This window comes from Microbacterium sp. NFH-22A-Y (assembly GCF_021401375.1).
Classification (GTDB): domain Bacteria; phylum Actinomycetota; class Actinomycetes; order Actinomycetales; family Microbacteriaceae; genus Microbacterium; species Microbacterium hominis.
The window spans coordinates 619233-642535 of the sequence record NZ_JACBGF010000003.1 but is presented as its reverse complement, the minus strand read 5'-3'; the positions used below and the strand labels follow the sequence as shown (position 1 = coordinate 642535).

Genomic DNA, 23303 nt, shown 5'->3' with positions numbered 1-23303 from the left:
ACGCCACGTCGGCCGTGACGGCTCTCTCCCTGCGGGCCGGCGTCTCCAGCGACGTCGGCGGATACCGCGACGCCAATCAGGACGCCGCCTTCGTCGCCTCCTGGGGCGTGGGCGTCGCGGACGGCGTGGGCGGGGGCCCGGCGGGCGATCTCGCCTCCGCCGCGTTCCTGCACCGGCTCGTGGCGGGCGGGGCGATCCTCGAGGATGCCGACGAGCTCACGGCTCGCGTGCGGATCGCGAACTGGGACCTCGGTGCACATGTGCGGCGCGATCCCTCGCTGGCCGGGATGGCGACCACCTTCACGGGTCTGTGGTTCGGCCGCGGCGGGGCGCTGCTGCTCGCGCACACGGGCGACTCCCGCGGCTACCTGCTCCGCGAGGGGCACCTCATCCGTCAGACACGCGACGACTCCTTCGTCCAGGTGCTGGTGGACCAGGGGATCGTGCGCGAAGAGGATGCGATGACGCACCCGCGCCGCAACATCATCACGGCATCCCTGCGCGGTGAGCCCTCCGATCTCGTCCGTGTCAGTGAGCGCATCGCCGTGCGAGGAGATCGCTGGCTGCTGTGCAGTGACGGCGTCAGCGACTATCTCCCGGACGATGCGATCGCCGACATCCTCCGCACCGTGACGCGTCCTCAGACGGCCGCCGAGACGGTGGTCGCGGCATCCCTTCAGGCCGGCTCCCGCGACAACGTCACGGCCGTCGTCGCCGACGTCGCGAAGGGCGCACCCCGCGGCGAGCGTCCGAGCTTCGCGGGCGCCGCCGCCGATCGGTTCGCGGAGGGCATCGACACCCTCGCCGGGTGAGCGCCGTCGTCCCGGGTCAGTCGGAGGCGGGGCGCACCACCATGACCTGGGCGTCGAACACGCGGGGGAGCGGGCCCTGGGCGCCCTGGGCGGGCAGTCCTTCGCGCACCCAGTACTCGTAGCCGCCGATCATCTCGCGCACCTGGTATCCGAGGCGCGCGAACGCGACCGCGCCTTTGGCGCCGGCGTTGCACCCCGGGCTCCAGCAGTAGACCACGACGGGGGTGTCGAGCGGGATCTCGCGGGGCGCACGCGCTTCGATCTCCCGGTAGGGCATGTGCAGCGCGCCGACCGCGTGACCCTGCTCCCAGGCTTCTGCTCCGCGCACGTCGACGAGCACGAACTGCTCGCCGGCCTTCTGCGCGGCGTAGACGTCGGAGGGGTCGGTCTCGTGGGCGAGCTTCGCCGAGAAGTAGGCGAGGGTGTCATCGGTCATGGCGTCGACGCTACGGCAACGACGAAGCGGCGAGGAGGACCGGAACGGTCACTCCTCGCCGCTTGACTGCCAGCGTGCGGCGGACGTCAGTCCTTCGCGTCCTTCGCCTCGTCATCGGGGACGATCACGTTCGAGGGGCGCACGGCCGTCTCGCTGTTGTGGCCGTCGTCGATCGGGTGGTGCGGCGCGTCGGGCACTCCGGCACGCTCGTGCATGCCCTGGATCTCCGCGTCCTCTTCGGTGGCGATGTGGTCCAGCGTGTGGTGCTGGTGCGCGCGCGCCGCCTCGAGCTCACTCTGGGTGACGGGGGAGAGGCGGTCCTCGAAGAACCACCGCGACAGCGAGGCGCGGAAGTTCTCGTGCCACGGGATGCGTCCCTGGTCATTGGGACGCACGACGAGCGGCTCGTTCGTCTCGAAGTCGACGAGCTTGACGACCTCGTACTGGTCGACGGGCTGGTGCACCTCGATGTACTCGCCGCCCGGAAGGCGCACGATGCGTCCGGACTCGTACCCGTGGAGCGCGATCTCGCGGTCCTTCTTCTGCAGCGCGATGCAGATGCGCTTGGTGATGAAGTACGCGAGGACGGGCCCGACGAACAGCAGCGCCTGGAGGGTGTGGATGACGCCCTCCATCGTGAGCCAGAAGTGGGTCGCGATGATGTCCGAGGATGCCGCGGCCCACAGCACCGCGTAGAACGTCACACCGGCGGCGCCGATCGCCGTGCGGGTGGCCGCGTTGCGCGGACGCTGTGCGATGTGGTGCTCGCGCTTGTCGCCCGTGATCCACGCCTCGATGAAGGGGTAGATCGCGACGAGCACGATGAACAGGCCGAGGGTGACCAGCGGGATCAGGATGTTGAACGACCAGGTGCGGTCCCAGAACACGGCCTCGAGGTGCGGGGGCACCAGACGCAGCGCGCCGTCGGCGAAGCCGATGTACCAGTCGGGCTGGGTGCCGGCGGAGACCGGTGACGGGTCGTACGGGCCGTAGTTCCAGATCGGGTTGATCGTGAACAGCGACGCGATCAGGACGATCACACCGAACGTGATGAAGAAGAAGCCGCCCATCTTGGACATGTACACCGGCATCATCGGGTAGCCGACGACGTTGCTGTTCGTACGGCCGGGGCCGGCGAACTGGGTGTGCTTGTTCACGATCATGAGCATGAGGTGCACCGCCAGCAGGGCGACCAGGATGGCCGGCAGGAGCAGGATGTGCAGCGTGTACAGGCGGCCGACGATCTGCGTGCCGGGGAACTCGCCGCCGAAGAGCAGGAACGAGGTCCACGTGCCGATGACGGGGATGCCCTTGACCATGCCGTCGATGATGCGCAGGCCGTTGCCCGAGAGCAGGTCGTCCGGCAGCGAGTACCCGGTGAAGCCCTCGGCCATCGCGAGGATGAAGAGGACGAAACCGATGAGCCAGTTCAGCTCGCGCGGCTTGCGGAAGGCGCCGGTGAAGAACACGCGCAGCATGTGCACGCCGATGCCCGCCACGAACACCAGGGCCGCCCAGTGGTGGATCTGGCGCACCAGCAGGCCACCGCGGATGTCGAACGACAGGCGCAGCGTCGAATCCAGCGCCGCCGACATCTCGACGCCGCGCAGCGGCAGGAAGGCGCCGTTGTAGTGGGTCTCGACCATCGAGGCCTGGAAGAAGAACGTCAGGAACGTGCCGGACAGCAGCACGACGACGAAGCTCCACAGCGCGATCTCGCCGAGCATGAACGACCAGTGGTCGGGGAAGATCTTGCGGCCGAGCTCCTTGACGAGACCCGAGATGCTCGTGCGCTCGTCGATGTAGTTCGCCGCGCCGGCCACGAAACGACCGCCCAGCGGCTTCTCGTCGCGGGTCGCCTGGGGCTGGCTGGTGTCAGGGCCTGTCTCGGTGACAGTCGCGGTGCTCAATGGCGCTCCCAGAAGCTCGGGCCGACGGGTTCGGTGAAGTCGCTCTGCGCGACGAGGTAGCCCTCCGCATCCACGGCGATGGGCAGCTGCGGCAGCGGGCGGGCCGCCGGGCCGAAGATGACCGCGGCACCGTGCGTCACATCGAACTGCGACTGGTGGCACGGGCAGAGGAGGTGGTGGGTCTGCTGCTCGTAGAGGGCCACGGGGCAGCCGACGTGCGTGCAGACCTTGGAGTACGCGACGATGCCGTTGTACGACCAGTCCTTGCGGTCCTCGGCCTCGACGAGCTGCTCGGGCAGCAGACGCATGAGCAGGACGATCGCCTTGGCCTTCTGCTCGAGGTAGCCGTCGTGGTGGCTCAGGTCTGCGAGCGACTGCGGGATCACGTGCACGGCGGAGCCCAGCGTCAGGTCGGCGGCGCGGATCGGCTCACCCGTCGGGTCGTGAGCGAGGCGCTCGCCCTTCTTCCACATGGTGTGGCTCAGCAGGGCCACCGGGTCACCGGCATCCGGGTGCGCCGTGCTGGACTCGGGAGCCAGGCCGCGGAAGAGCGTGATGCCGGGGAGCACGGAGGCCACGAGGGCGGCGATCAGCGAACCGCGGATGGCGGTGCGACGCCCGAAGCCGGACTCCTCGTTCGCCTCGCGGAACGCCTGGACGGCGCCTTCGCGGGTGACGTCGCGGCCGCGCGTCGCGTGGCGAGGCTCGATGTACTCCTTGTCGCTCATCACGGCCTTGGACCAGTGGATCGCGCCGATGCCGATGGCCAGCAGCGCGAGCGCGATGCCCAGACCGATGAAGAGGTTGTTGTGGCGGATGTCGATGATCCGGCCGCTCTCGATCGGGAACAGCATGTAGGCGGCGACCGCCCAGATGCTCCCCGCGAGCGAGAGGTAGAACAGGGTGTAGACCGTGCGGACGGCGCGCTGCATCGCGGCCGGATCCTTGTCGGTGATGCGCTCCCGGTGAGGCGGGAGGCCCGGGTTCTGCACGGGGTCGGGGACGGCGACGGCGAGCCCGGGGGAGGGCTTCCATGAAGCCCTCTCGTGCTCGAGTGCGTCTTCCTCGTGTGCCATGTCTCGTCCGTTCCCTACGTCAGTGCCGTTGTCCACGTATGCCCGATCAGTTCGACTTCGCCGTGATCCACACGGTGATGCCGATGAGGGCGCCGATGCCGAAGATCCAGATGAACAGACCCTCCGAGACCGGGCCGAGCGAGCCGAGGCTGAAGCCACCGGCCGACTCGTTCTCCTGCAGGTACATCAGCGAGGAGATGATGTCGCGCTTCTCGTCGTCGGTGATGGTCATGTTGTTGAAGACCGGCATGTTCTGCGGGCCGGTGACCATCGCGGCGTAGATGTGCAGCGGGCTGGTCTTGGTGAGGGCCGGGGCGTACTTGCCCTCGGTGAGCGCACCGCCGGCCGCGGCGACGTTGTGGCACATCGCGCAGTTGATGCGGAACAGCTCGGCGCCGTTGGCGACGTCGCCCTGACCGTCGAGGATCCGCTCGTCGGGATAGGTCGGGCCGGGAGCGACCGACTGGACCCACGCGGCGATCGCGCGGATCTGGTCCTCGGTGAACTGGGCCGGCTTCTGCGGCGCCTGGGGGCCCTGCATCTGCAGGGGCATGCGACCGGTCGACATCTGGAACTCGACGGCGAGCTCACCGACGCCGTAGAGCGACGGGCCGTCGGCCGTCCCCTCCATGTTCAGGCCGTGGCACGTGGCGCAGTTGGCCTGGAACAGCTTCTTGCCGTCGTCGACCGTCAGCGTCGTGGATGCCGACGCCGGCTCGGTCGAGGCCATCGCCGCGGAGGCGCCGGCATAGACGCCGCCGGTGACGAGCAGGCCGATGCCGATGAGCGCGGCGGCAGCCCACTTGCTGCGACGACCGGTCTTCGGGCGGGTGGTCTTGGATGCCATGGAGGAACTCAGCTCCGCTCTCACTTGACGACGTAGATGACGAAGAACAGGACGATCCACACCACGTCGACGAAGTGCCAGTAGTAGGAGACGACGATCGCGGACGTCATCTCCTTGCGTCCGAAGTTCTTGACGGCGTAGGCGCGCCCGATGACGAGGAGGAAGGCCAGCAGACCGCCCGTCACGTGCAGCGCGTGGAAACCGGTGGTGATGTAGAAGGCCGACGCGTACGAGTTCGCGCTGATCGGCAGACCCTCGGCGACGAGCGTCGCGTACTCCCAGACCTGGCCGGAGACGAACACGGCTCCCATGAGGAAGGTGAGGAAGAACCACTCGACCATGCCCCACTGACGGAACTGCCAGAACGAGCCGCGGCGGTAGGGCTGGAAGCGCTCGGCGGCGAACACGCCGGCCTGGGCGGTGAACGACGACAGCACCAGGATCCCCGTGTTCACGGCCGCGAACGGCACGTTGAGGTCTCCGGTGCTCTCGGCCCACAGGTCGGGGGAGGCGTTGCGCAGCGTGAAGTAGATCGCGAACAGACCCGCGAAGAACATGACCTCGCTGCCGAGCCACACGATGGTGCCGACGGCGACCGGATCCGGCCGCTTGACGGAACGCAAGGCTTGGGAATAGGTCGCTGGAGTGGTCGTCACGCTCCCCATTATGGCTGATTCCGGGCCGGGTTTTCGCATCACTGAAGGTGCGTTCGACTTTCGGAGGGATCGGAGGGCGCTTCGCGCGCGCCGGGAGTTCCCTGACAGAGTGCCGATAGGATCGGGGCTCATGGTGGAGCTCTATTCCTGGCCCGAGATCCTCACGGCCGTTCTCGACCGGCGCGACCTCAGTGTGTCGGAATCGACGTGGGCCATGCGGCAGGTGATGCAGGGCTCCGCGACCCCCTCCCAGCTGGGCGGATTCCTCCTCGCGCTGCGGGCGAAGGGCGAGACGGTCGACGAGATCGTCGGGTTCCGCGACGCCATCCTCGAGGCGGCACTGCCGCTTCCGGTGCCGGCGGACGTCCTCGACATCGTGGGAACGGGCGGCGACCGATTCGGCACGGTGAACGTGTCGACGATGTCGGCCATCGTCGCCGCAGCCACCGGCATCCCCGTCGTCAAGCACGGCAATCGCGCCGCCAGCTCGGCATCCGGATCCTCCGATGTGCTGGCCGCGCTCGGGATCGACCTGACGCTGCCACCGGAGCGGGTGGCGGACGTGCTGGCCGAGGCCGGCATCACGTTCGCGTTCGCGTCGGCCTTCCACCCGGGGTTCCGCCACGCGGGCCCGACGCGCGCCGAGCTCGGTGTCCCCACCGTGTTCAACTTCCTCGGGCCCCTCTGCAACCCCGCCCGCGCCGAGGCGAACGCCGTCGGCGTGGCGGCGCTGGACCGCGTGCCGCTCATCACCGGCGTGTTCCAGACGCGCGGCGCGACGGCTCTCGTCTTCCGCGGCGACGACGGGCTGGACGAGCTGACGACGACCGGGCACAGCCGGGTGTGGGAGATCAGCCGCGGCGACATCCACGAGCACGACCTCGACCCGCGCGACCTCGGCATCCCGCTCGCCGAGATCTCCGACCTCCTGGGCGGCGACGCGCACCACAACGCCGAGGTCGTCCGCCGTGTGCTCGACGGGCAGAAGGGTCCCGTGCGCGACATCGTCCTGCTGAACGCGGCCGCGGGCATCGTCTCGTACGAGCTGTTCCGCGATGCCACGCAGGTGCAGTACCCGATCGTCGAGCGCCTCGCTGCGGCGTGCGCGCGGGCCGCCGCCGCGATCGACGAGGGTGCCGCGGCCGGGGTCCTGGCGCGGTGGGTCGAGGCGACCACGCGCACTGTGGACTGACCACAGGGTTTTCTCTGGCTCGTCCTCTGGTTGCCGCGCCGATGTGAGCGATACCGTGAGGCAACGGCCCGGCACCAAAGAGAGGACCCCCAACCATGTCAGAGAACACCGCCACCGCCGACACCCTCGAACCTCCGCAGAAGAAGGTCGGATTCGTCAAGATCGCCGGAATCCTCGGCATCCTCGGCGGAATCGCGCTGATCGTCGTCGGTCTCGTCGTGTGGGTCACGGTCTCGAGCCAGCTGCGCGCCGAGAACATCACCGTCCCCGATGACGCGATCGCCTTCCAGGGCCAGACCGTCCAGGGCCCGTTCACCGCGTACGTGCAGGCCGACATCATCCAGCACCACGCGCTGACGGCCTCCGGCGGCAAGACCTACGCCGAGCTCGACAAGGACGACCCGGTGCGCGCCACGATGATGAACGCGTCGTTCCTGCGGGCGTCGCTGTTCACGTCCGTCGTGTCCTTCGGCGTCGCCGCGTTCGCGATGGGAGTCGGCATCCTGTCGATCCTCTTCGGCGCCGCGCTCACGAGGCTGGCCTCCGTGCCCGTCGTCGTCCGCCGCTCGGCGGTCACGAGAGCCTGATCGATCGTTGTCTCCCTCGGAACGGGCCCGCGCAGCGCGCGGGCCCGTTCCGCTGTCATGATGTCGTGCACATGGAGCCCATCGATGCCCTGAGGGAGATCGCGAGCCTGCTCGAGCGCGAGCGGGCCTCGCGCTACCGCTCCGCTGCCTTCCGTGCGGCGGCGGCGGCGATCTCCGATCTCCGCGCGGACGAGCTGGCCGACACCGCCGCCCTGCGCCGCCGGAAGGGGATCGGCGACTCGTCGTTCCGCGTCATCCAGCAGGCGCTGGCCGGGCAGGTGCCCGACTATCTCGCCGAACTGCGGGAACGATTCGCCCCGGCGCGGTCAGCGCTGCGCGCGACACTCCGCGGCGACCTGCACTGCCACTCCGACTGGTCGGACGGCACGACGCCGATCGGCGACATGGTCGACGCGGCGCGGGCCCTCGGTCACGAATACCTCGCGCTGACCGACCACTCGCCACGACTGCGGGTCGCGAACGGACTGACCGCCGAACGCCTTCGTGCGCAGCTGGCGCAGCTGCCGGCGTACAGCGACGACGACTTCACGCTGCTCAGCGGCATCGAGGTCGACATCCTCGACGACGGGCGGCTCGACCAGGAGCGCATCCTGTTGCGCAGGCTCGACGTCGTCGTCGCATCGGTGCACTCCGCCCTGCGGATGGAGGCCCCGGCGATGACCCGACGGATGGTGAACGCCGTCTCCAGCGGTGACGTCCACGTGCTCGGTCACGTCACCGGGCGTCTGGTGCGCGGTGACCGCGGCACCCGTCCGCCGTCGGCGTTCGACGCGCGCGCGGTGTTCGCCGCGTGCGCCGCGCACGACGTGGCGGTGGAGATCAACTCCCGGCCCGAGCGCGAGGATCCGCCGGACGGCCTCATCGCGCTCGCGCTGAGCGAGGGGTGCCTGTTCTCCATCGACTCCGACGCGCATGCTCCCGGCCAGCTCGGACTGCTGGACGAGGGCGCGGCGCGCGCCGAGCGTACCGGCGTGCCGCCCGAGCGGATCGTCACGACCTGGCCCCTCCCGCGCCTGCGCGACTGGCTCGACCGCTGAGGGCGGCGCCGCCGGCGGCGCCCGCCGGCGGCGGCCGTGCCTGCCGGGGGCTGCTGTGCCTGCCGGGGGCTGCTGTGCCCGCCGGAGGTGGACGTACCCCGTCTGCGGGCGGACGTGGCCCGTCTGGGGGCTGCTGTGCCCCCGAGGCGGCCGTGACGACCGTCGGATTCGCCGATTGTGCCTGCCGGCCGTGGGGGCCTCGGGGGTCGGACCGCCGCAGAAAGTCCGACGAACGTCACCGACGTGCGGGGGTGCGGTCGCGGCGTCGTGTGGTGGCGGCGGCTGCCATGCCCTGCGGAGGCGGCCGTGACGACCGTCGGAATTCCCGGTCGTCACCGCGAGCCGTGGGTGCCCAGGGGTGGGACCGTGGCGGAAAGTCCGACGAACGTCACCGGCGTGCGGTGGTGCGGCGGTGCGGTGGCGCGGTCGCGTCGTCGTGTCGTGGCGGCTGCTGCCACGCAGGGCCGACGTCAGGCGCGCGCGGCGACCGCGCTCACCGCGCGCGCGAGGGGCGTGCCCAGGTTCCACGCGGCATCCACACGCGCCACCTCCGCCGCATCGGGGGTGCGGAGCCGCGCGTCGACGTCGGGCAGGTCGAGCGTGCGCACCACCTCCACGACGCGCGGGGCGACGGCGACGTAGTCGGCCGCGGCGAGCAGCTTGGCGCGGATGCCGGCGGTGACGCCCTCGCCGGATGCGGCCGCCGCCAGGATGCCGGCAAGGTCGCCGTGGGTGGCGAGGAGGGTGGCGGCGGTCTTCTCTCCGATGCCGGCGACCCCGGGCAACCCGTCCGAGGCGTCGCCGCGCAGCACCGCGAAGTCGGCGTACTGCTCGGCGAGCACCCCGTACTTCGCTGCCACGGCGGCGCCGTCGAGCACTTCGAGCTTGCTCATGCCGCGTCCGGTGTAGATGACCCGCACGTCCTTGTCGTCGTCGACGAGCTGGAAGAGGTCGCGGTCTCCGGTCACGACGTCGACGGGCCTCGTCGACTGGGTCGCGTAGCTCGCGATGACGTCGTCCGCTTCGTGATGGGCGTGACCGACGATCGGGATGCCCAGAGCGTCGAGCTCGTCGCGGATCGCGGGGATCTGGATCGTGAGGGGGTCGGGCACCTCCTCGACGTCCGTGCCGCTCTCGACGACCTCGGCGACGCGGTGCGTCTTGTAGGTCGGGATGAGGTCGACTCGCCACTGGGGGCGCCAGTCGTCGTCCCAGCAGGCGATGAGATGCGTGGGCTCGTAGGTCGTCACGAGCTTCGCGATCATGTCGAGGAGCCCGCGCGCGGCGTTGACGGGGCGGCCGTCCGGCGCCTTCACCGTGTCGGGCACGCCGTAGAACGCACGGAAGTAGAGGGACGCGGTGTCGAGGAGCATCAGGCGATCGGCCACGCGCTCATCCTGTCACGCGGTCGCGTCGGCGTCGCGGTCAGCATCCCGGGCCGGTGGGGTTCTCCCCGCAGGTCCGCTCGACCAGGGCGGTCCGCACCTCCACGATCTGCAGTGTCGTGGCGCCGGCCGGGATCTCGAGAAGGCCCGGGACATCCGTCCAGCCCCCGCCGAAGTCCACCTGGGCCGCGTACCGCACGGTCGCGGCGACCGTATAGGTGCCGCGGGTCGAGTAGGCGTGGCTCGTGTCGGTGGCGCTGAACTGCGCGCGGCCCAGCTGCGCCCACGTGCGGCCGCCCGTGACGGTCTCGCGCACGGTGCCGTCGCCGTGGACGAAGACGTATGACGTCGGTGTGAAACGCACGGTGACGGGCAGGTCGAACAGCACCCCGGTCTGTTCGTGGGCGCCGGCGGAGACCACGAAGTTGACGGGCATGCCGACGATCCCGACGCCGTCGGGCTCGTCGACGAGGGGCGCGGATGCCGGGGCGAACGACGCCACGTCGGCGAGAGTCGGCCGCAGCACGGCGACGGAGTAGTTGCCGCGGCACAGGTTGTCGGTGCACGCCGGCGGGGGAGAAGCCGTGCCGCCGGAGCTCCCGCCGTCACCGCGCGAACCGTCGGGCGAGCCGTGGGGGCCCTCCGACCCGCCCGGACGAGTTGCGCCGACCTCGACGGTAGACCCCGTGTTCGAGATCGAGCACGCTGACGTCGTGTAGTCGCACGGTGTCTGGGTGGGTAGCGCTGCCGCCTGTACGAAAATCAGTGCAGCGAACGCTAGGACCTGCATGTGTCCGACTCCGTGTCCCCTTGAACTGACGAAACGCGAAGCGGCTCACCCTCGACTGTGGCGCGAAGACTCTGCAAGTCCGGACGGTCGGGCGAGACGATTGACTTTCCTGATCCGTCGAGAACGTCGACTGAAGACACATCGAGACAGACACCGAGTACTACATAGTTCCTATGGCGTTCCACGGAAGCTGCAACCACCGTCACGACTCTTGTGGTCCCTGACAACTTGTATCCCTCGTCTTTGTACTTCGCGAGGCGGTCACCGTCGAAAGTTCGTTGTTCGTCCGTCGACAGTGACAGAAACTCGTCGATACTCGTTTGATCGTTGAGGTCCAGAACGTTCGACTTCTCGATGTACTGGCGCAAGGTCGCCTCGGCGGCGGCGAAGGCCTCCTCGTCCGACGCGAAGCCCGTCGCGGAGGCGCTCGGCACGGGTGCGGGCTGAGGCGTGCAGCCGCTCATCGCCAGGCCCCAGACGACGGCGAGGGCGATCGCCGCCCCCGCCTGCCGCCGCGTCACCATGCCACCACGCTAGTCACGGCACCGGCCGCCCATCCCGGTTATCCACAGCCGCGCCGTAGAGTCGAGGCATGTCCTTCGGCGCCGTCTCTCCGTCGCGCGGGCGCCGCCCGGCTCCGGGATCGCGGTGCGTGTGCGGCAGCGGCGACGCCTTCGCCGCGTGCTGCGGGCCCGTTCTCGATGGCGAGGCCGCGCCGACCGCCGAGGCACTGATGCGTTCGCGCTACAGCGCGTTCGCGCTCGGCGACGCCGCGCACCTACTGGCCTCCTGGCATCCGGCGACGAGGCCCGATCGGCTCGAGCTCGACGCGCAGACCGACTGGCGCGGGCTGGAGATCCTCTCCACGGAGCAGGGGCGTGCGGGCGACACCCGGGGTGTCGTGTCGTTCCGCGCCCGGTGGGCCGATCGGAGCAGCGGCGATCGCGGCGTCCTCGCCGAGACGAGCCGGTTCCGCCTCGTCGACGGACGCTGGACGTACCTCGACGGGGTGGTCGACCGGCGTAGCGTGTGAGCATGACCCCCGCCCGTCCGCCCGGCGCCCGTCCCGCATCGACGGATGCCGGCGCGCCGGAGGGACAGAGCGCGTCGCTGCTCACCGTGCTGATCGCCCTCGGCGCCAACCTCCTCATCGCGATCGCCAAGACCATCGCGGCGATGCTGACCGGCGCGGCGAGCATGCTCGCCGAGGCGGCGCACTCGTGGGCCGACACCGGCAACGAGATCTTCCTGTACGTCGCGGCGCGGAGGTCGGTGCGCCCGCGCGACGCGCGGCATCCCACGGGTTACGGACGCGAGGCGTACGTCTGGTCGCTGTTCGCCGCGTTCGGACTGTTCGCGGTCGGTGCGGGCGTGTCGATCATGCACGGCGTGCAGGAGCTGTTCTCCCCGGAGCCGGCCGGTCTGTTCGGTGTGTCGTACGCCGTGCTGGCCGTCGCCTTCGTCCTCGAGGGGATCTCGTTCCTGCAGGCGCTGCGTCAGTCGCGGCGGCATGCGAAGGAGAGCTCGCAGGACGTCCTCGACTACGTGATGGGAACGTCCGATCCCACGCTGCGGGCGGTGTTCTTCGAGGATGCCGCGGCGCTGATCGGTCTGGTGATCGCCTTCGGCGGCATCCTGCTGCATCAGCTCACCGGGTCGGCGGTCCCCGACGCGATCGGCTCGATCCTCGTCGGCGTCCTGCTGGCGGTCGTCGCGGTCGTGCTGATCCGCCAGAACCGTCGGTTCCTGGTCGGTGTCGCGGTCGATCCACGGGTGCGGGCGGCCGCTCTCCAGCGCCTGCTCGCCCAGCCGGAGATCGCCCAGATCACCTACCTCCACATCGAGTACGTCGGCCCCGGGCGCGTCTTCGTCGTCGCCGCGGTCGATCTGGTCGGCGACATCCCCGAGCACGTCGTGGCGGAGCAGCTCAACGCCATCGAAGACCGGCTCGCCGCCAGCCCGCGCGTCGCGTGGGCCGTGCTGACACTGTCGCGTCCCGGGGCGCCCGCCCTCGATCCCGACCACCCCGCCGACCCGCTGCGCGGCTGAGGCCCGCGACCCGGCGGGAACCCGGTGACTCTGATACCCTGGAGTGTCATTCGTGTGGCCCTGCCGCATGTTCCTGACACGCAATCCCTGACCGACCGCTCCGGCGGCGGCATCCGTTCGTCTTCGTGCGGATGCCGCGATGCGATCTTCCGCGTCGGAGCCCGACATCCAACCCAACAAGGACAACCCACTACATGACTACCGCAACGACCGCCCCGGCCACCAAGCAGGTCGCCATCAACGACATCGGATCTGCTGAGGACTTCCTGGCCGCGGTCGAGAAGACCCTGAAGTTCTTCAACGACGGCGACCTCATCGAAGGCACCGTGGTGAAGATCGACCGCGACGAGGTCCTCCTCGACGTCGGGTACAAGACCGAGGGCGTCATCCCCTCGCGCGAGCTCTCGATCAAGCACGACGTCGACCCCAACGAGGTCGTCAAGGTCGGCGACGAGGTCGAAGCCCTCGTTCTCCAGAAGGAGGACAAGGAAGGCCGCCTCATCCTGTCCAAGAAGCGCGCGCAGTACGAGCGTGCGTGGGGCGACGTCGAGAAGATCAAGGAGAACGACGGTGTCGTCACCGGCTCCGTGATCGAGGTCGTCAAGGGTGGTCTGATCGTCGACATCGGCCTGCGCGGCTTCCTGCCCGCGTCGCTCATCGAGCTGCGCCGCGTCCGCGACCTCACGCCGTACCTCGGCCAGGAGATCGAGGCCAAGATCCTCGAGCTCGACAAGAACCGCAACAACGTCGTGCTCTCGCGCCGTGCCCTGCTCGAGCAGACGCAGTCCGAGTCGCGCACCACGTTCCTCAACAACCTGCACAAGGGTCAGGTCCGCAAGGGTGTCGTCTCGTCGATCGTCAACTTCGGTGCGTTCGTCGACCTCGGCGGCGTCGACGGTCTCGTCCACGTCTCCGAGCTGTCCTGGAAGCACATCGAGCACGCCTCCGAGGTCGTCGAGGTGGGCCAGGAGGTCACCGTCGAGATCCTCGAGGTCGACCTCGACCGCGAGCGCGTCTCGCTGTCGCTGAAGGCGACGCAGGAGGACCCGTGGCAGGTCTTCGCCCGTACCCACGCGATCGGTCAGGTCGCTCCGGGCAAGGTCACCAAGCTGGTCCCGTTCGGTGCGTTCGTCCGCGTCGCCGACGGCATCGAGGGCCTCGTGCACATTTCCGAGCTGTCGGGCAAGCACGTCGAGCTCGCCGAGCAGGTCGTCTCCGTCGGTGAAGAGGTCTTCGTCAAGATCATCGACATCGACCTGGAGCGTCGCCGCATCTCGCTGTCGCTCAAGCAGGCCAACGAGTCGGTCGACCCCAACGGCACCGAGTTCGACCCGGCGCTGTACGGCATGGCCACCGAGTACGACGAGAACGGCGAGTACAAGTACCCCGAGGGCTTCGACCCCGAGTCGGGTGCCTGGCTCGAGGGCTTCGACGCCCAGCGCGAGAAGTGGGAGCAGGAGTACGCCGCTGCCCAGGCTCGCTGGGAGGCGCACAAGCTCGCCGTCGCCAAGACGCTCGAGGCCGAGGCCGCCGCTCCCATCGAGTCCGGCTCGTCGTCGTTCTCGTCCGACTCCTCGAACGGCGGCGGCACGCTCGCCGACGACGAGGCTCTCGCGGCTCTCCGCGAGAAGCTGTCGGGTCGCTGAACCGCACCGCATCCGCACAGGGCCGTCGCACCGGAATCGTCCGGGCGGCGGCCCTGCGCCGTCCCCTCCCACCTGACCGCCTCGCTCGGCGGTAACGTCGTCCCATGGCGAACCCCCCTCGCTCCGCCGACGGCCGTATCGGCGGCGAACTGCGCGACCGCGTCGCAGCGAACAACCAGCTGGTGCTCTGCGCCGTCGTCGGCGTGCTGTTCGTCGTCGGCATCGCGACCGGATCCCTGGCCGACGGCGGTCTGTTCGGCATCGCCGTGCTGCTCGTGGTGCTCGGAGGCGTCGCCGCGCTCGCGGTGCCCTGGTCCCGCCTCCCGCCCGCCGCGGTCGCCGTCATCCCCGTCGTCGACATCGTCGCGATCACGCTGCTGCGCATCTCCGACCCCGCGGCGGCGTTCGGGCTGCTCTGGGTCTTCCCGGCGATGTGGCTGTCGACCCTCGGCAGGCTCGGCTTCGCGGTCGCGGCCCTCGGCATCCCCGCCGTGTACTGGGTGGTGCTCGCGACCGGCTCCTCGTCCAGCGGCACGTACGCGGTCGTGCTCCTGCCGATCGTCGTCATCGCCGTCAGCGCGGCCAGCTACGCGTCTGCGCGCCGATACAGCGCGCAGCGAAGCCTGCTCGACCGCCAGGCCGTCCGCGTGTCCGCGGCCCACCGGGAGGCGCTTCGCCAGGAGCAGCTCGTCAGCGAAGTGCTCGACACCGTCGACTTCGGTGTGATCCGCCTCGCGGAGAGCGGGGAGGTGGTGCTGGAGAACGATGCGCTCATCCGCTTCGGTCACATCCCCGGCTTCCTGCCCGCCGGCGCCGACGCCGCCGAGGTCCTGGACGAGAAGCTCGCGCCGCTCGTGGCGGAGCAGCATCCGCTGGTGCGACTGCAGCGCCGGGAGTCGTTCGACGACATCGTGCTCTGGTTCGCCCTCGCCGACGGCAGCCGCCGCGCGATCGCGTTCTCCGGACGCCATCTGACCGACCACAACGGTGCGTCGGCGGGGGCCGTGCTGATCGCCCGCGACGTCACCGCCGAGCGCGACGCCCAGCGGGTGCGCGACGATCTCGTGGCGTCGATCTCACACGAGCTGCGCACTCCGCTGACCTCGATCCTCGGCTACCTGGAGCTCGCGCTCGACGGCGGGGGACTGTCGGAGGAGGCGCGGCGGCAGGTGGAGACCGCGTACCGCAACAGTGAGCGCCTGCTCGGCATCGTCACCGACATCCTCTCGGCCTCGTCGCGCTCGGGCTCGTCGATCGACACGCGGCTGCGTCCGCGCGCCCTCGACATGGCGGACGTCGTCCGCGCGGCGGCGGCCGGGCTGGAGCCCGTCGCGGCCGACCGGTTCGTCACCATCCGCGTCGATCAGGCCGGCTGGGCGGAGGCCTACGCGGATGCGGCCCGCATCCGCCAGGTGGTCGACAACCTCCTCGCCAACGCGATCAAGTTCAATCGCGACGGCGGCACGGTGACCGCGTCGACGTCCACCGACGGCGTGCACACCGTGATCCGTGTCGCCGACACCGGCATCGGCATGACTCCCGAGGCGACCTCCCGCGTCTTCGAGCGGTTCTTCCGCGCGACCCCGAGCGTGCCCGGCAACGGCCTCGGCCTCTCGATCACGCGCAATCTCGTCACGGCCCACGGCGGCACCATCACGGTCGAGTCGACGGCCGGCGAGGGCACCGTGTTCACCGTGGTGCTGCCGGCCACCCGGGACGTCTACGAGCGCGAGGTCGCGGCTCTCGGACTGGCCGGTCAGGACGATTCCGCCGTGGGGGAGCCGCGATGAGCCTCGACCTGTTCAGCGTGACCGTGATGACCGCGATCGTCGCGTCGGTCGCGGGCCTGACCTTCATCCTCGACACCCTCCTGCGCCGTGACACGGGTCCCGGGCGCCTGTGGGCGGTCGCCTTCTTCTGCGGGCTCGCGACGACGGTCGCCTACATGGCGTGGTCGGCGGGGGTGGGCGCCGCGGTGTCGGTCGCCGTCGGCAACACGCTGTTCGTCTGCGTCCCGGGGTTCATGCTGCTCGGCAGCCGGCGGTTCAACGACCGTCCGCTGACCGCGGTGTCGGTGGCGGTCGGGGTGCTGGCGGCGGTGACGTTCGTCGCCGTGCTGATCGAGTACCCCAGCCGTGGCAGCTGGGGCGGCTGGTGGGCGATGGCCGCCGCGCTCGTCGTGCTGTTCGGATGCGGTGCGGCGGAGTCTCTGCGAACGCCCATGCGGGGTCTGCGCAGCGCGTGGGCCCTCTCGGTCGTCCTGGGCCTCGCGGGCGTGTTCTACGCCGTGCGGCTGGTGGTCTTCCTCGCGGCGGGGCCGTACAGCGAGATCTTCTCGCGCTGGCTCGGCTCCATCAGCGCGAACATCGTGACGGTCATCCTCACGATGGTGGCGGCGATCGTGACGTCGGTGCTGCGGTCGCATCGCACCACGCTGCAGCGCTACGAGTGGCTGACGTCGAACGGTGTCGCCGCCGACGGCGTGATGCTGCCACGCACCTTCGCGGGGGCTCTCGCCGACATCGTCGAGCGGGCGTCGTGGCGCCGCGAGGGCATCGCGGCGATCGTGATGCGCGCCGACGGGGTCGACGAGATCGGCGACGCATTCGGCGGCGACGTCGTCGACACGATCTCCGCCGCCTGCCGCCACGCAGCGCGCTCCTACGCGCCGGCCGCGGCCCTGGTCGGCGAGGACGGCGACGGGCAGCTCGTCATCTGCGCACTGGCCGAGTCGACCGCCGACGCGCGCCGCATCGGCGGCGCGCTCTTCCGCGGGCTGATCGACGAGCTCAAGGCGCTCGACCACGGGCGCCTCGCGTCGGTCGGCGTCGGGGTCGCGCTGACCCAGGTGCTGGGGCACGATCCCGAGGTGCTCATGACCGCCGCGCGTGAGGCCGCCCTGCGCGCGGCGCAGATCGCCGAGGCGTCGGTGATCGTCGCGGGCGCCGCATCGCCGTCCGGCATGGCATCCTCGTAGTCATGCCTCTCATCGCGCTCACCGGCGGCATCGCGTCGGGCAAATCGACGATCGCCCGCCGGCTCGCCGGCCGCGGCGCCGTCGTCGTGGACGCCGACGCCATCGTGCGCGAGGTGCAGCAGCCCGGATCGGCGGTCCTCGCCGACATCGCGGAGGCGTTCGGTGCGGGCGTGATCGCGGGCGACGGCACGCTGGATCGGCCCGCGCTCGGCGCGATCGTGTTCTCCGACCCCGCGGCGCGCGAGCGGCTGAACGCGATCGTCCACCCGGCCGTCAAGGCCGAGTCCGGCCGTCGCTTCGCCGCGGCCCTCGCCGCCAACCCGGCCGCCGTGGTCGTGTACGACGTGCCGCTTCTCGTCGAGGCCCGCGCGGACGATCCCTGGGACCTCGTCGTGGTGGCGCACGCCCCGGCATCCCTGCGGGCGGAGCGCCTGGTGGCCCTGCGCGAGCTCCGTCCCGACGAGGCGCGGGCGCGCATCGCGGCGCAGGTCGACGACGAGGCGCGTCTCGCGGTCGCGGACGTCGTCATCGACACGTCGGGGACACTCGAACAGACGCACGCGCAGACCGACGCGCTGTGGGATCGGCTGACCGAGGGGGTCCGCGCGGAGCGCTGACCCCGCGGCCTCACCCGGATGACGCGGGCGCCGCGGCGGCCCGCGGAGTGCGACGGCGTCGTCGCCGGCGGAGCACGACGATGGCGGTCGCCACGATGCCCACGATCAGCGCCCCGGCGAGCAGCGGCGCGAAGATCGCCGCGAGGATGAGCCCCACCGCGGACACGTCCTCTCCGGCCGAGAGCGCCGGCGCGGCGAGGCCGAAGGTCGCGGCGTTCGCGATCGGCCGTATCGAGGCTTTGAGCGCATGGATCGCGAGGGCGATCGCGACACCCACCACGACGGGCACCCAGGCCGTTCCGGCGAACAGCGCGGGGTCGTCCACGCGGACGGTCTCGGCGCTCGCGCCGGCTCCGAAGACGATCCCGCCGGATGCCGGGCGCACGACGGTCTGCAGCACGTCGTTGACGGAGTCGACCGCCGGTACCTTGTCGGCGACGATCTCGACGACCAGCAGGATGCCGGTGATCCAGAGCGCGACATCGCTCGACAGCCACGCCCACGCGGGCGGCAGCTGGAGGATCGACGGGAGGAACCGGTCGATCAGACCCAGGGCGAACAGCGGCATCCACGCGTTCAGGCCCGCCGCCGCGGCGAGGCCCGATCCGACGAGGAACTCCAGCATGGATCCAGGGTACGCGGCGCCGCCGACGCCGACGCCGACGCCGACGGCGAACGGCGGGCCCGATGTCGGAGGCCGACCGTACGCTGGAGGAATGCAGACCACGCGATCCGTCCGGCCGTTCGAGGTCGTCAGCGAGTACGCGCCCAGCGGCGATCAGCCTCAGGCCATCGCCGACCTGGCCGCGCGCATCAACGCGGGAGAGACCGACGTCGTGCTGCTCGGCGCGACGGGAACCGGCAAGTCGGCGACGACCGCCTGGCTCGTCGAACAGGTGCAGCGGCCGACGCTCGTGCTCGCCCACAACAAGACGCTCGCCGCGCAGCTGGCCAACGAGTTTCGTGAGCTCATGCCGCACAACGCGGTGGAGTACTTCGTCAGCTACTACGACTACTACCAGCCCGAGGCCTACGTCCCGCAGACGGACACGTTCATCGAGAAGGACTCGTCGGTCAACGCCGAGGTGGAGCGGCTGCGCCACTCGACGACGAACGCCCTGCTGAGCCGACGCGACGTCATCGTCGTCAGCACGGTCTCGTGCATCTACGGCCTCGGGGCGCCCGAGGAGTATCTGCGCGCCATGGTGGCCCTGCAGGTGGGGGAGCGGTACGACCGCGACGCCCTCATCCGCAAGTTCATCGCGATGCAGTACAACCGCAACGACGTCGACTTCTCCCGCGGCAACTTCCGCGTGCGCGGCGACACGATCGAGATCATCCCCGTATACGAGGAGTACGCCGTCCGCATCGAGCTCTTCGGGGACGAGATCGAGGCGCTGTACATGCTGCACCCGCTGACGGGCGATGTCGTGCAGAAGCTCGACAGCGTGCCGATCTTCCCCGCGTCGCACTACGTCGCCGGCACCGAGACCGTCCACCGGGCGATCGGCACCATCGAATCGGAGCTGGCCGAGCGGCTGGCCGAGCTGGAGGGGCAGGGGAAGCTGCTGGAGGCGCAGCGGCTGCGGATGCGGACCACCTTCGACCTCGAGATGCTGCAGCAGCTCGGCTTCTGCTCGGGCATCGAGAACTACTCGCGCCACATGGACGGTCGCGAGCCGGGCGAGCCGCCCCACACCCTCCTCGACTTCTTCCCCGACGACTTCCTGCTCGTCATCGACGAGTCGCACGTGACGGTGCCGCAGATCGGTGCGATGTACGAGGGGGATGCCTCGCGCAAGCGCACGCTCGTCGATCACGGCTTCCGTCTGCCGAGCGCCCTGGACAACCGGCCGTTGCGCTTCGACGAGTTCAAGAACCGTGTCGGACAGACGGTCTACCTCTCGGCGACTCCCGGGCGGTACGAGATGGGCATCGCGGACGGCGTGGTCGAGCAGATCATCCGCCCCACCGGTCTGGTCGATCCGCAGATCATCGTGAAGCCCTCCAAGGGACAGATCGACGATCTCCTGGAGGAGATCCGCCGGCGCGTCGAACGCGACGAACGCGTCCTGGTCACGACGTTGACCAAGAAGATGGCGGAGGAGCTGACCGACTTCCTGGGTGAGCACGGGGTCCGCGTGCGGTACCTGCACTCCGACGTCGACACGTTGCGACGCGTCGAGCTGCTCACGGAGCTGCGGCAGGGCGTGTACGACGTGCTGGTCGGCATCAACCTGCTGCGCGAGGGCCTGGATCTGCCCGAGGTCTCGCTCGTCGCGATCCTCGACGCCGACAAGGAGGGCTTCCTTCGCAGTGGCACGTCGCTCATCCAGACGATCGGACGTGCGGCCCGCAACGTGTCGGGCGAGGTGCACATGTACGCGGACAACATGACCGACTCGATGCGGTTGGCGATCGACGAGACCGAGCGCCGGCGCGAGAAGCAGATCGCCTACAACACGGCCCACGGCATCGACCCGCAGCCGCTGCGCAAGAAGATCGCCGACATCACGGATGTGCTGGCCCGCGAGGCCTCTGACACGAGGGAGATGCTCGCTCGCAAGGGCGGTGGCGGTCGCGCCGGCTCTCCGACGCCGCGCCTGCGGCGCGAAGGCATCGCGGCGGAGGGGGCGATGCAGTTGGAGGCGACCATCGAGGATCTGTCCAACCAGATGCTGGCGGCCGCGGGCGAGCTGAAGTTCGAGCTCGCCGCCCGGTTGCGCGACGAGGTGCAGGACCTCAAGAAGGAGCTGCGCGCGATGGAGCGCGCCGGACACGCCTGAGCGGCACGCCCAGGAACGCACGGCGCGCGTTCATGGGAGGTGGCTATCGGTTTGCTATCGTCACCGAGTGAGTATCGAGCAGTCCTGCGCGCCGGAACCGTCGGACGCGGGAACGAGCAGTACGGCGGGGGCCGTCGCGGCCGTCGTCAACCGACCCGACCACGTGACGCCGCGCACCCTGGATGAGGTTGCGGCCCGGCTTCCGAGCGCACGTGTGACGGGGTCGGCGACCGTGACGGGGATCTCGCTGACGACCGCGTCGACTCGTGCGGGCGACCTCTTCCTCGCCCAGCCGGGAGCGCGCACCCACGGCGCACGCTTCGTGGCGGACGCGGTCGCCGCCGGCGCCGCCGCGGTGCTCACGGATGCCGAGGGAGCCGCGATCATCGCGGAGACACCCGGCCTGGACCAGCTCGCCCGCATCGTCGTCGACGAGCACCCGCGCCGGTTCCTCGGTGCGCTCGCCGCCTGGTTCTACGGGTATCCCGCGCAGGCGCTGAAGACCATCGGCATCACCGGCACGCAGGGGAAGACCTCGACGACCTATCTCGTGGACGCCGCGCGCGGCTCGGTCCGCAGCGGCGTGATCGGGTCGATGGGGACCCGCATCGACGGCGTCGCGGTGCCCTCCACGCTGACGACCCCGGAAGCTCCGCAGATGCAGGCCCTCTTGGCTCTCATGCGCGAGCGCGGGGTCGAGGTGGTGTCGTCGGAGGTGTCCAGCCACGCCATCACGATGAATCGGGTCGCCGGGCTCCACTTCGACGTCGGCGTGTTCCTCAACCTCGGTCACGACCACCGCGACTTCCACGGCACGCAGGAGGCCTACCTCCTGGCCAAGCGCGAGCTGCTGACGAGCGCGATGTCGGGTGTCGGCCTGGTGAACGTCGACGACCGCGCCGGCCGTCGCCTGCACGCCGATCCCGAGCTGCACACGCAGTCGTATTCGGTCACCGGCCGAGAGGCGGACTGGCGGGCGGTCGATGTCGAGCTCGGCCTGCACGGATCCTCCTTCACGGTCGTGGGGCCCGAGGGGCAGTCGGCCCGCTTCACGACGCCGATGGTCGGCGAGTTCAGCGTCAGCAACATCGTCGCCGCCGTGGCGGCGCTCGACATCGTCGGGCATCCGCTGTCGGCGTCGGTCGCGGGCATCGCGACGTTCACCGGCGTCGAGGGCCGTGTACAGTTCGTGCCGGTCGACGCGCCCTTCCAGGTCGTCATCGACGCCGGTCACAAGCCCGAGGCGATCAACGCCCTCCTGCGCGCCATGCGCCCGCTCACTCCGGCACGGATCATCACGGTGATCGGCTCCAACGGCAACCGCGACATGCACAAGCGGCCTCTCATGGGCCGGTTCGCGGCGATGGCCTCGGACATCGTGATCGTCACCGACGACAACCCGGCCGACGAGGATCCCGCGACGATCCGCCGTGCGGTGGTCGCGGGCACCCGGGGCTCGCGCGCACAGGTCTTCGACGTCGCGGGACGCGCCGAGGCGATCCACAAGGCGGTCGAGCTGGCGGAGGAGGGGGACCTGATCGCGATCGTCGGCAAGGGCGACGAGCGTCACCAGATCGTGCGCGACGGCGTGATCGTTCCGCACAGCGACCCCGACGAGGTCGAGTGGGCCCTGCAGCGGCGGCGTGCCGCCGCGGCGGCCGCGGCATCCGAGGGCTGACCGTCCGGCGGTCGTCCGGCGTCGGGGGAGTGCCTCAGGGGCAGTGCATGAGGGGCTTCGGGCCGCTGCGGTCGAACGTGTGCTGCGACATCGGCGCTCCGCACAGCGGGCACGCGCGCTCGGCGCGGGCGGGCTCCGGCTCGACGTCGTAGGGGCCCACCGAGGCCGGTCCCGCGAAACGGATCAGGCGCGTGTTGAGGTACGTGTACCAGCCGCCGGCCTCGCGGACCCGCTCGCGCAGCGGAGGGCGATCCGGATCGTTTCGTGTCATGAAGATTAGTGTACTAACGATTCGACTAGACTGGCGGCGTGGATTCTCGCGACGACCTCCTGAAGCTGGAGAACCAGCTCTGCTTCGCGCTCGTGACGGCGGCCCGCAACGTCGTCTCGATCTATCGGCCCGTGCTCGAACCCCTCGGCCTGACGCATCCCCAGTACCTCGTGATGCTCGCGCTGTGGGAGAGCTCACCGCGCTCGCTGAGCGCGCTGGCCGACGAGCTCGCGATGGAGCCCGCGACGCTCTCGCCGCTCGTCAAGCGTCTGGAGGCGCAGGGCAGGGTCTCGCGCACGCGCCGGGCGGATGACGAGCGCGTCCTCGAGATCGCGCTCACGGCCGAGGGGCGTGCCCTGCGCACCGAGGCCCTCGACGTTCCCGGGCAGATCATGGCACGGGTGGGGGTCGACGCCACCGAGCTCGCGGCGCTCCGCGACGGTCTCGCGCCGTTCGCGGGGCGTCGGATCGACTGAGCCGGCTACGCCGACAGCGCACGTCGGATCCGGTGTCGGAGGCCCCACCTAGAC

General features: G+C 70.2%; 23 protein-coding genes. 13 read left to right on the top strand and 10 right to left on the bottom strand.

What is annotated here, in order from left to right; genetic code table 11:
- Nucleotides 1-14 precede the first annotated feature (14 nt).
- Complete coding sequence (locus tag L0965_RS14110) at nt 15-812, top strand: PP2C family serine/threonine-protein phosphatase (RefSeq protein ID WP_101306472.1); 798 nt, start codon at nt 15-17, stop codon at nt 810-812.
- Nucleotides 813-828: 16 nt separating this feature from the next.
- Here L0965_RS14110 and L0965_RS14105 read toward each other — a convergent pair whose 3' ends face one another.
- From L0965_RS14105 to L0965_RS14085, 5 genes are all read right to left on the bottom strand, one after another.
- Nucleotides 829-1248 (bottom strand): rhodanese-like domain-containing protein, encoded by a 420-nt coding sequence (locus tag L0965_RS14105; RefSeq protein ID WP_060958728.1) that lies wholly within the window; start codon nt 1246-1248, stop codon nt 829-831.
- An 86-nt stretch (nt 1249-1334) separates the two neighbouring features.
- Nucleotides 1335-3158, bottom strand: coding sequence for a ubiquinol-cytochrome c reductase cytochrome b subunit (locus L0965_RS14100; RefSeq protein WP_101306471.1), 1824 nt, complete (start codon nt 3156-3158; stop codon nt 1335-1337).
- Nucleotides 3155-4234 carry a ubiquinol-cytochrome c reductase iron-sulfur subunit gene (locus L0965_RS14095; protein ID WP_060958726.1) on the bottom strand — a complete coding sequence of 360 codons (1080 nt, stop codon included), beginning with the start codon at nt 4232-4234 and terminating at the stop codon, nt 3155-3157. Before L0965_RS14095 ends, L0965_RS14100 begins: the two co-directional genes overlap by 4 nt.
- Nucleotides 4235-4280: 46 nt before the next feature.
- Nucleotides 4281-5081 (bottom strand): cytochrome c, encoded by an 801-nt coding sequence (locus tag L0965_RS14090; protein ID WP_101306470.1) that lies wholly within the window; start codon nt 5079-5081, stop codon nt 4281-4283.
- Nucleotides 5082-5101: 20 nt separating this feature from the next.
- Nucleotides 5102-5746: a heme-copper oxidase subunit III gene (locus tag L0965_RS14085; protein ID WP_060958724.1), complete on the bottom strand. Its 645-nt coding sequence runs from the start codon at nt 5744-5746 to the stop codon at nt 5102-5104.
- A 121-nt stretch (nt 5747-5867) separates the two neighbouring features.
- On the opposite strand from L0965_RS14085, the gene trpD reads away from it, so the two are divergent.
- From trpD to L0965_RS14070, 3 genes are all read left to right on the top strand, one after another.
- Entirely contained in the window at nt 5868-6929 is a 1062-nt protein-coding gene (trpD, locus tag L0965_RS14080; protein WP_101306469.1) for an anthranilate phosphoribosyltransferase, read from the top strand.
- A 95-nt stretch (nt 6930-7024) separates the two neighbouring features.
- On the top strand, nt 7025-7516 hold the full coding sequence (locus tag L0965_RS14075) for a hypothetical protein (protein ID WP_060958722.1): 492 nt from the start codon (nt 7025-7027) through the stop codon (nt 7514-7516).
- A gap of 71 nt (nt 7517-7587) precedes the next feature.
- Complete coding sequence (locus L0965_RS14070; RefSeq protein WP_101306468.1) at nt 7588-8574, top strand: PHP domain-containing protein; 987 nt, start codon at nt 7588-7590, stop codon at nt 8572-8574.
- A 470-nt stretch (nt 8575-9044) separates the two neighbouring features.
- Here L0965_RS14070 and L0965_RS14065 read toward each other — a convergent pair whose 3' ends face one another.
- The 3 genes from L0965_RS14065 to L0965_RS14055 form a co-directional block, all read right to left on the bottom strand.
- The gene (locus L0965_RS14065; RefSeq protein WP_101306467.1) at nt 9045-9962 is read right to left on the bottom strand and encodes a 5'-3' exonuclease; all 918 of its coding nucleotides are present in this window, start codon (nt 9960-9962) and stop codon (nt 9045-9047) included.
- Nucleotides 9963-9999: 37 nt separating this feature from the next.
- The gene (locus L0965_RS14060; RefSeq protein WP_232783909.1) at nt 10000-10485 is read right to left on the bottom strand and encodes a hypothetical protein; all 486 of its coding nucleotides are present in this window, start codon (nt 10483-10485) and stop codon (nt 10000-10002) included.
- 251 nt (nt 10486-10736) lie between these two features.
- Nucleotides 10737-11273: a hypothetical protein gene (locus tag L0965_RS14055; protein ID WP_157831617.1), complete on the bottom strand. Its 537-nt coding sequence runs from the start codon at nt 11271-11273 to the stop codon at nt 10737-10739.
- A gap of 68 nt (nt 11274-11341) precedes the next feature.
- Here L0965_RS14055 and L0965_RS14050 point away from each other — a divergent pair, with 68 nt between their 5' ends.
- The 6 genes from L0965_RS14050 (at nt 11342) to coaE (ending at nt 18038) form a co-directional block, all read left to right on the top strand.
- Nucleotides 11342-11782: a YchJ family protein gene (locus L0965_RS14050; protein WP_101306465.1), complete on the top strand. Its 441-nt coding sequence runs from the start codon at nt 11342-11344 to the stop codon at nt 11780-11782.
- Nucleotides 11783-11784: 2 nt separating this feature from the next.
- Nucleotides 11785-12798: a cation diffusion facilitator family transporter gene (locus L0965_RS14045; protein WP_060958719.1), complete on the top strand. Its 1014-nt coding sequence runs from the start codon at nt 11785-11787 to the stop codon at nt 12796-12798.
- A gap of 194 nt (nt 12799-12992) precedes the next feature.
- The gene (gene rpsA, locus L0965_RS14040; protein WP_060958718.1) at nt 12993-14444 is read left to right on the top strand and encodes a 30S ribosomal protein S1; all 1452 of its coding nucleotides are present in this window, start codon (nt 12993-12995) and stop codon (nt 14442-14444) included.
- A 104-nt stretch (nt 14445-14548) separates the two neighbouring features.
- Nucleotides 14549-16234: a cell wall metabolism sensor histidine kinase WalK gene (locus L0965_RS14035; RefSeq protein ID WP_101306464.1), complete on the top strand. Its 1686-nt coding sequence runs from the start codon at nt 14549-14551 to the stop codon at nt 16232-16234.
- Nucleotides 16231-17421, top strand: coding sequence for a diguanylate cyclase (locus L0965_RS14030; RefSeq protein WP_101306463.1), 1191 nt, complete (start codon nt 16231-16233; stop codon nt 17419-17421). The genes L0965_RS14035 and L0965_RS14030 overlap by 4 nt, the downstream gene beginning before the upstream one ends.
- 2 nt (nt 17422-17423) lie before the next feature.
- On the top strand, nt 17424-18038 hold the full coding sequence (gene coaE, locus L0965_RS14025) for a dephospho-CoA kinase (protein ID WP_101306462.1): 615 nt from the start codon (nt 17424-17426) through the stop codon (nt 18036-18038).
- 10 nt (nt 18039-18048) lie between these two features.
- On the opposite strand, the gene L0965_RS14020 is transcribed toward coaE, so the two are convergent.
- Nucleotides 18049-18663 (bottom strand): DUF4126 domain-containing protein, encoded by a 615-nt coding sequence (locus tag L0965_RS14020; protein WP_101306461.1) that lies wholly within the window; start codon nt 18661-18663, stop codon nt 18049-18051.
- Nucleotides 18664-18754: 91 nt separating this feature from the next.
- On the opposite strand from L0965_RS14020, the gene uvrB reads away from it, so the two are divergent.
- Both uvrB and L0965_RS14010 read left to right on the top strand, forming a co-directional pair.
- On the top strand, nt 18755-20824 hold the full coding sequence (uvrB, locus tag L0965_RS14015; RefSeq protein ID WP_060958714.1) for an excinuclease ABC subunit UvrB: 2070 nt from the start codon (nt 18755-18757) through the stop codon (nt 20822-20824).
- Between the two features lie 67 nt (nt 20825-20891).
- A complete protein-coding gene (locus L0965_RS14010; protein ID WP_101306460.1) occupies nt 20892-22502 on the top strand; it encodes a UDP-N-acetylmuramoyl-L-alanyl-D-glutamate--2,6-diaminopimelate ligase in 1611 nt (536 codons plus the stop codon).
- 34 nt (nt 22503-22536) lie between these two features.
- On the opposite strand, the gene L0965_RS14005 is transcribed toward L0965_RS14010, so the two are convergent.
- Nucleotides 22537-22773, bottom strand: coding sequence for a hypothetical protein (locus L0965_RS14005; RefSeq protein WP_060958713.1), 237 nt, complete (start codon nt 22771-22773; stop codon nt 22537-22539).
- Between the two features lie 38 nt (nt 22774-22811).
- Between L0965_RS14005 and L0965_RS14000 the strand changes: the two genes are divergently transcribed.
- Nucleotides 22812-23249, top strand: a complete 438-nt coding sequence (locus tag L0965_RS14000; protein WP_101306459.1) for a MarR family winged helix-turn-helix transcriptional regulator — start codon at nt 22812-22814, stop codon at nt 23247-23249.
- The last annotated feature ends 54 nt before the right edge of the window (nt 23250-23303 follow it).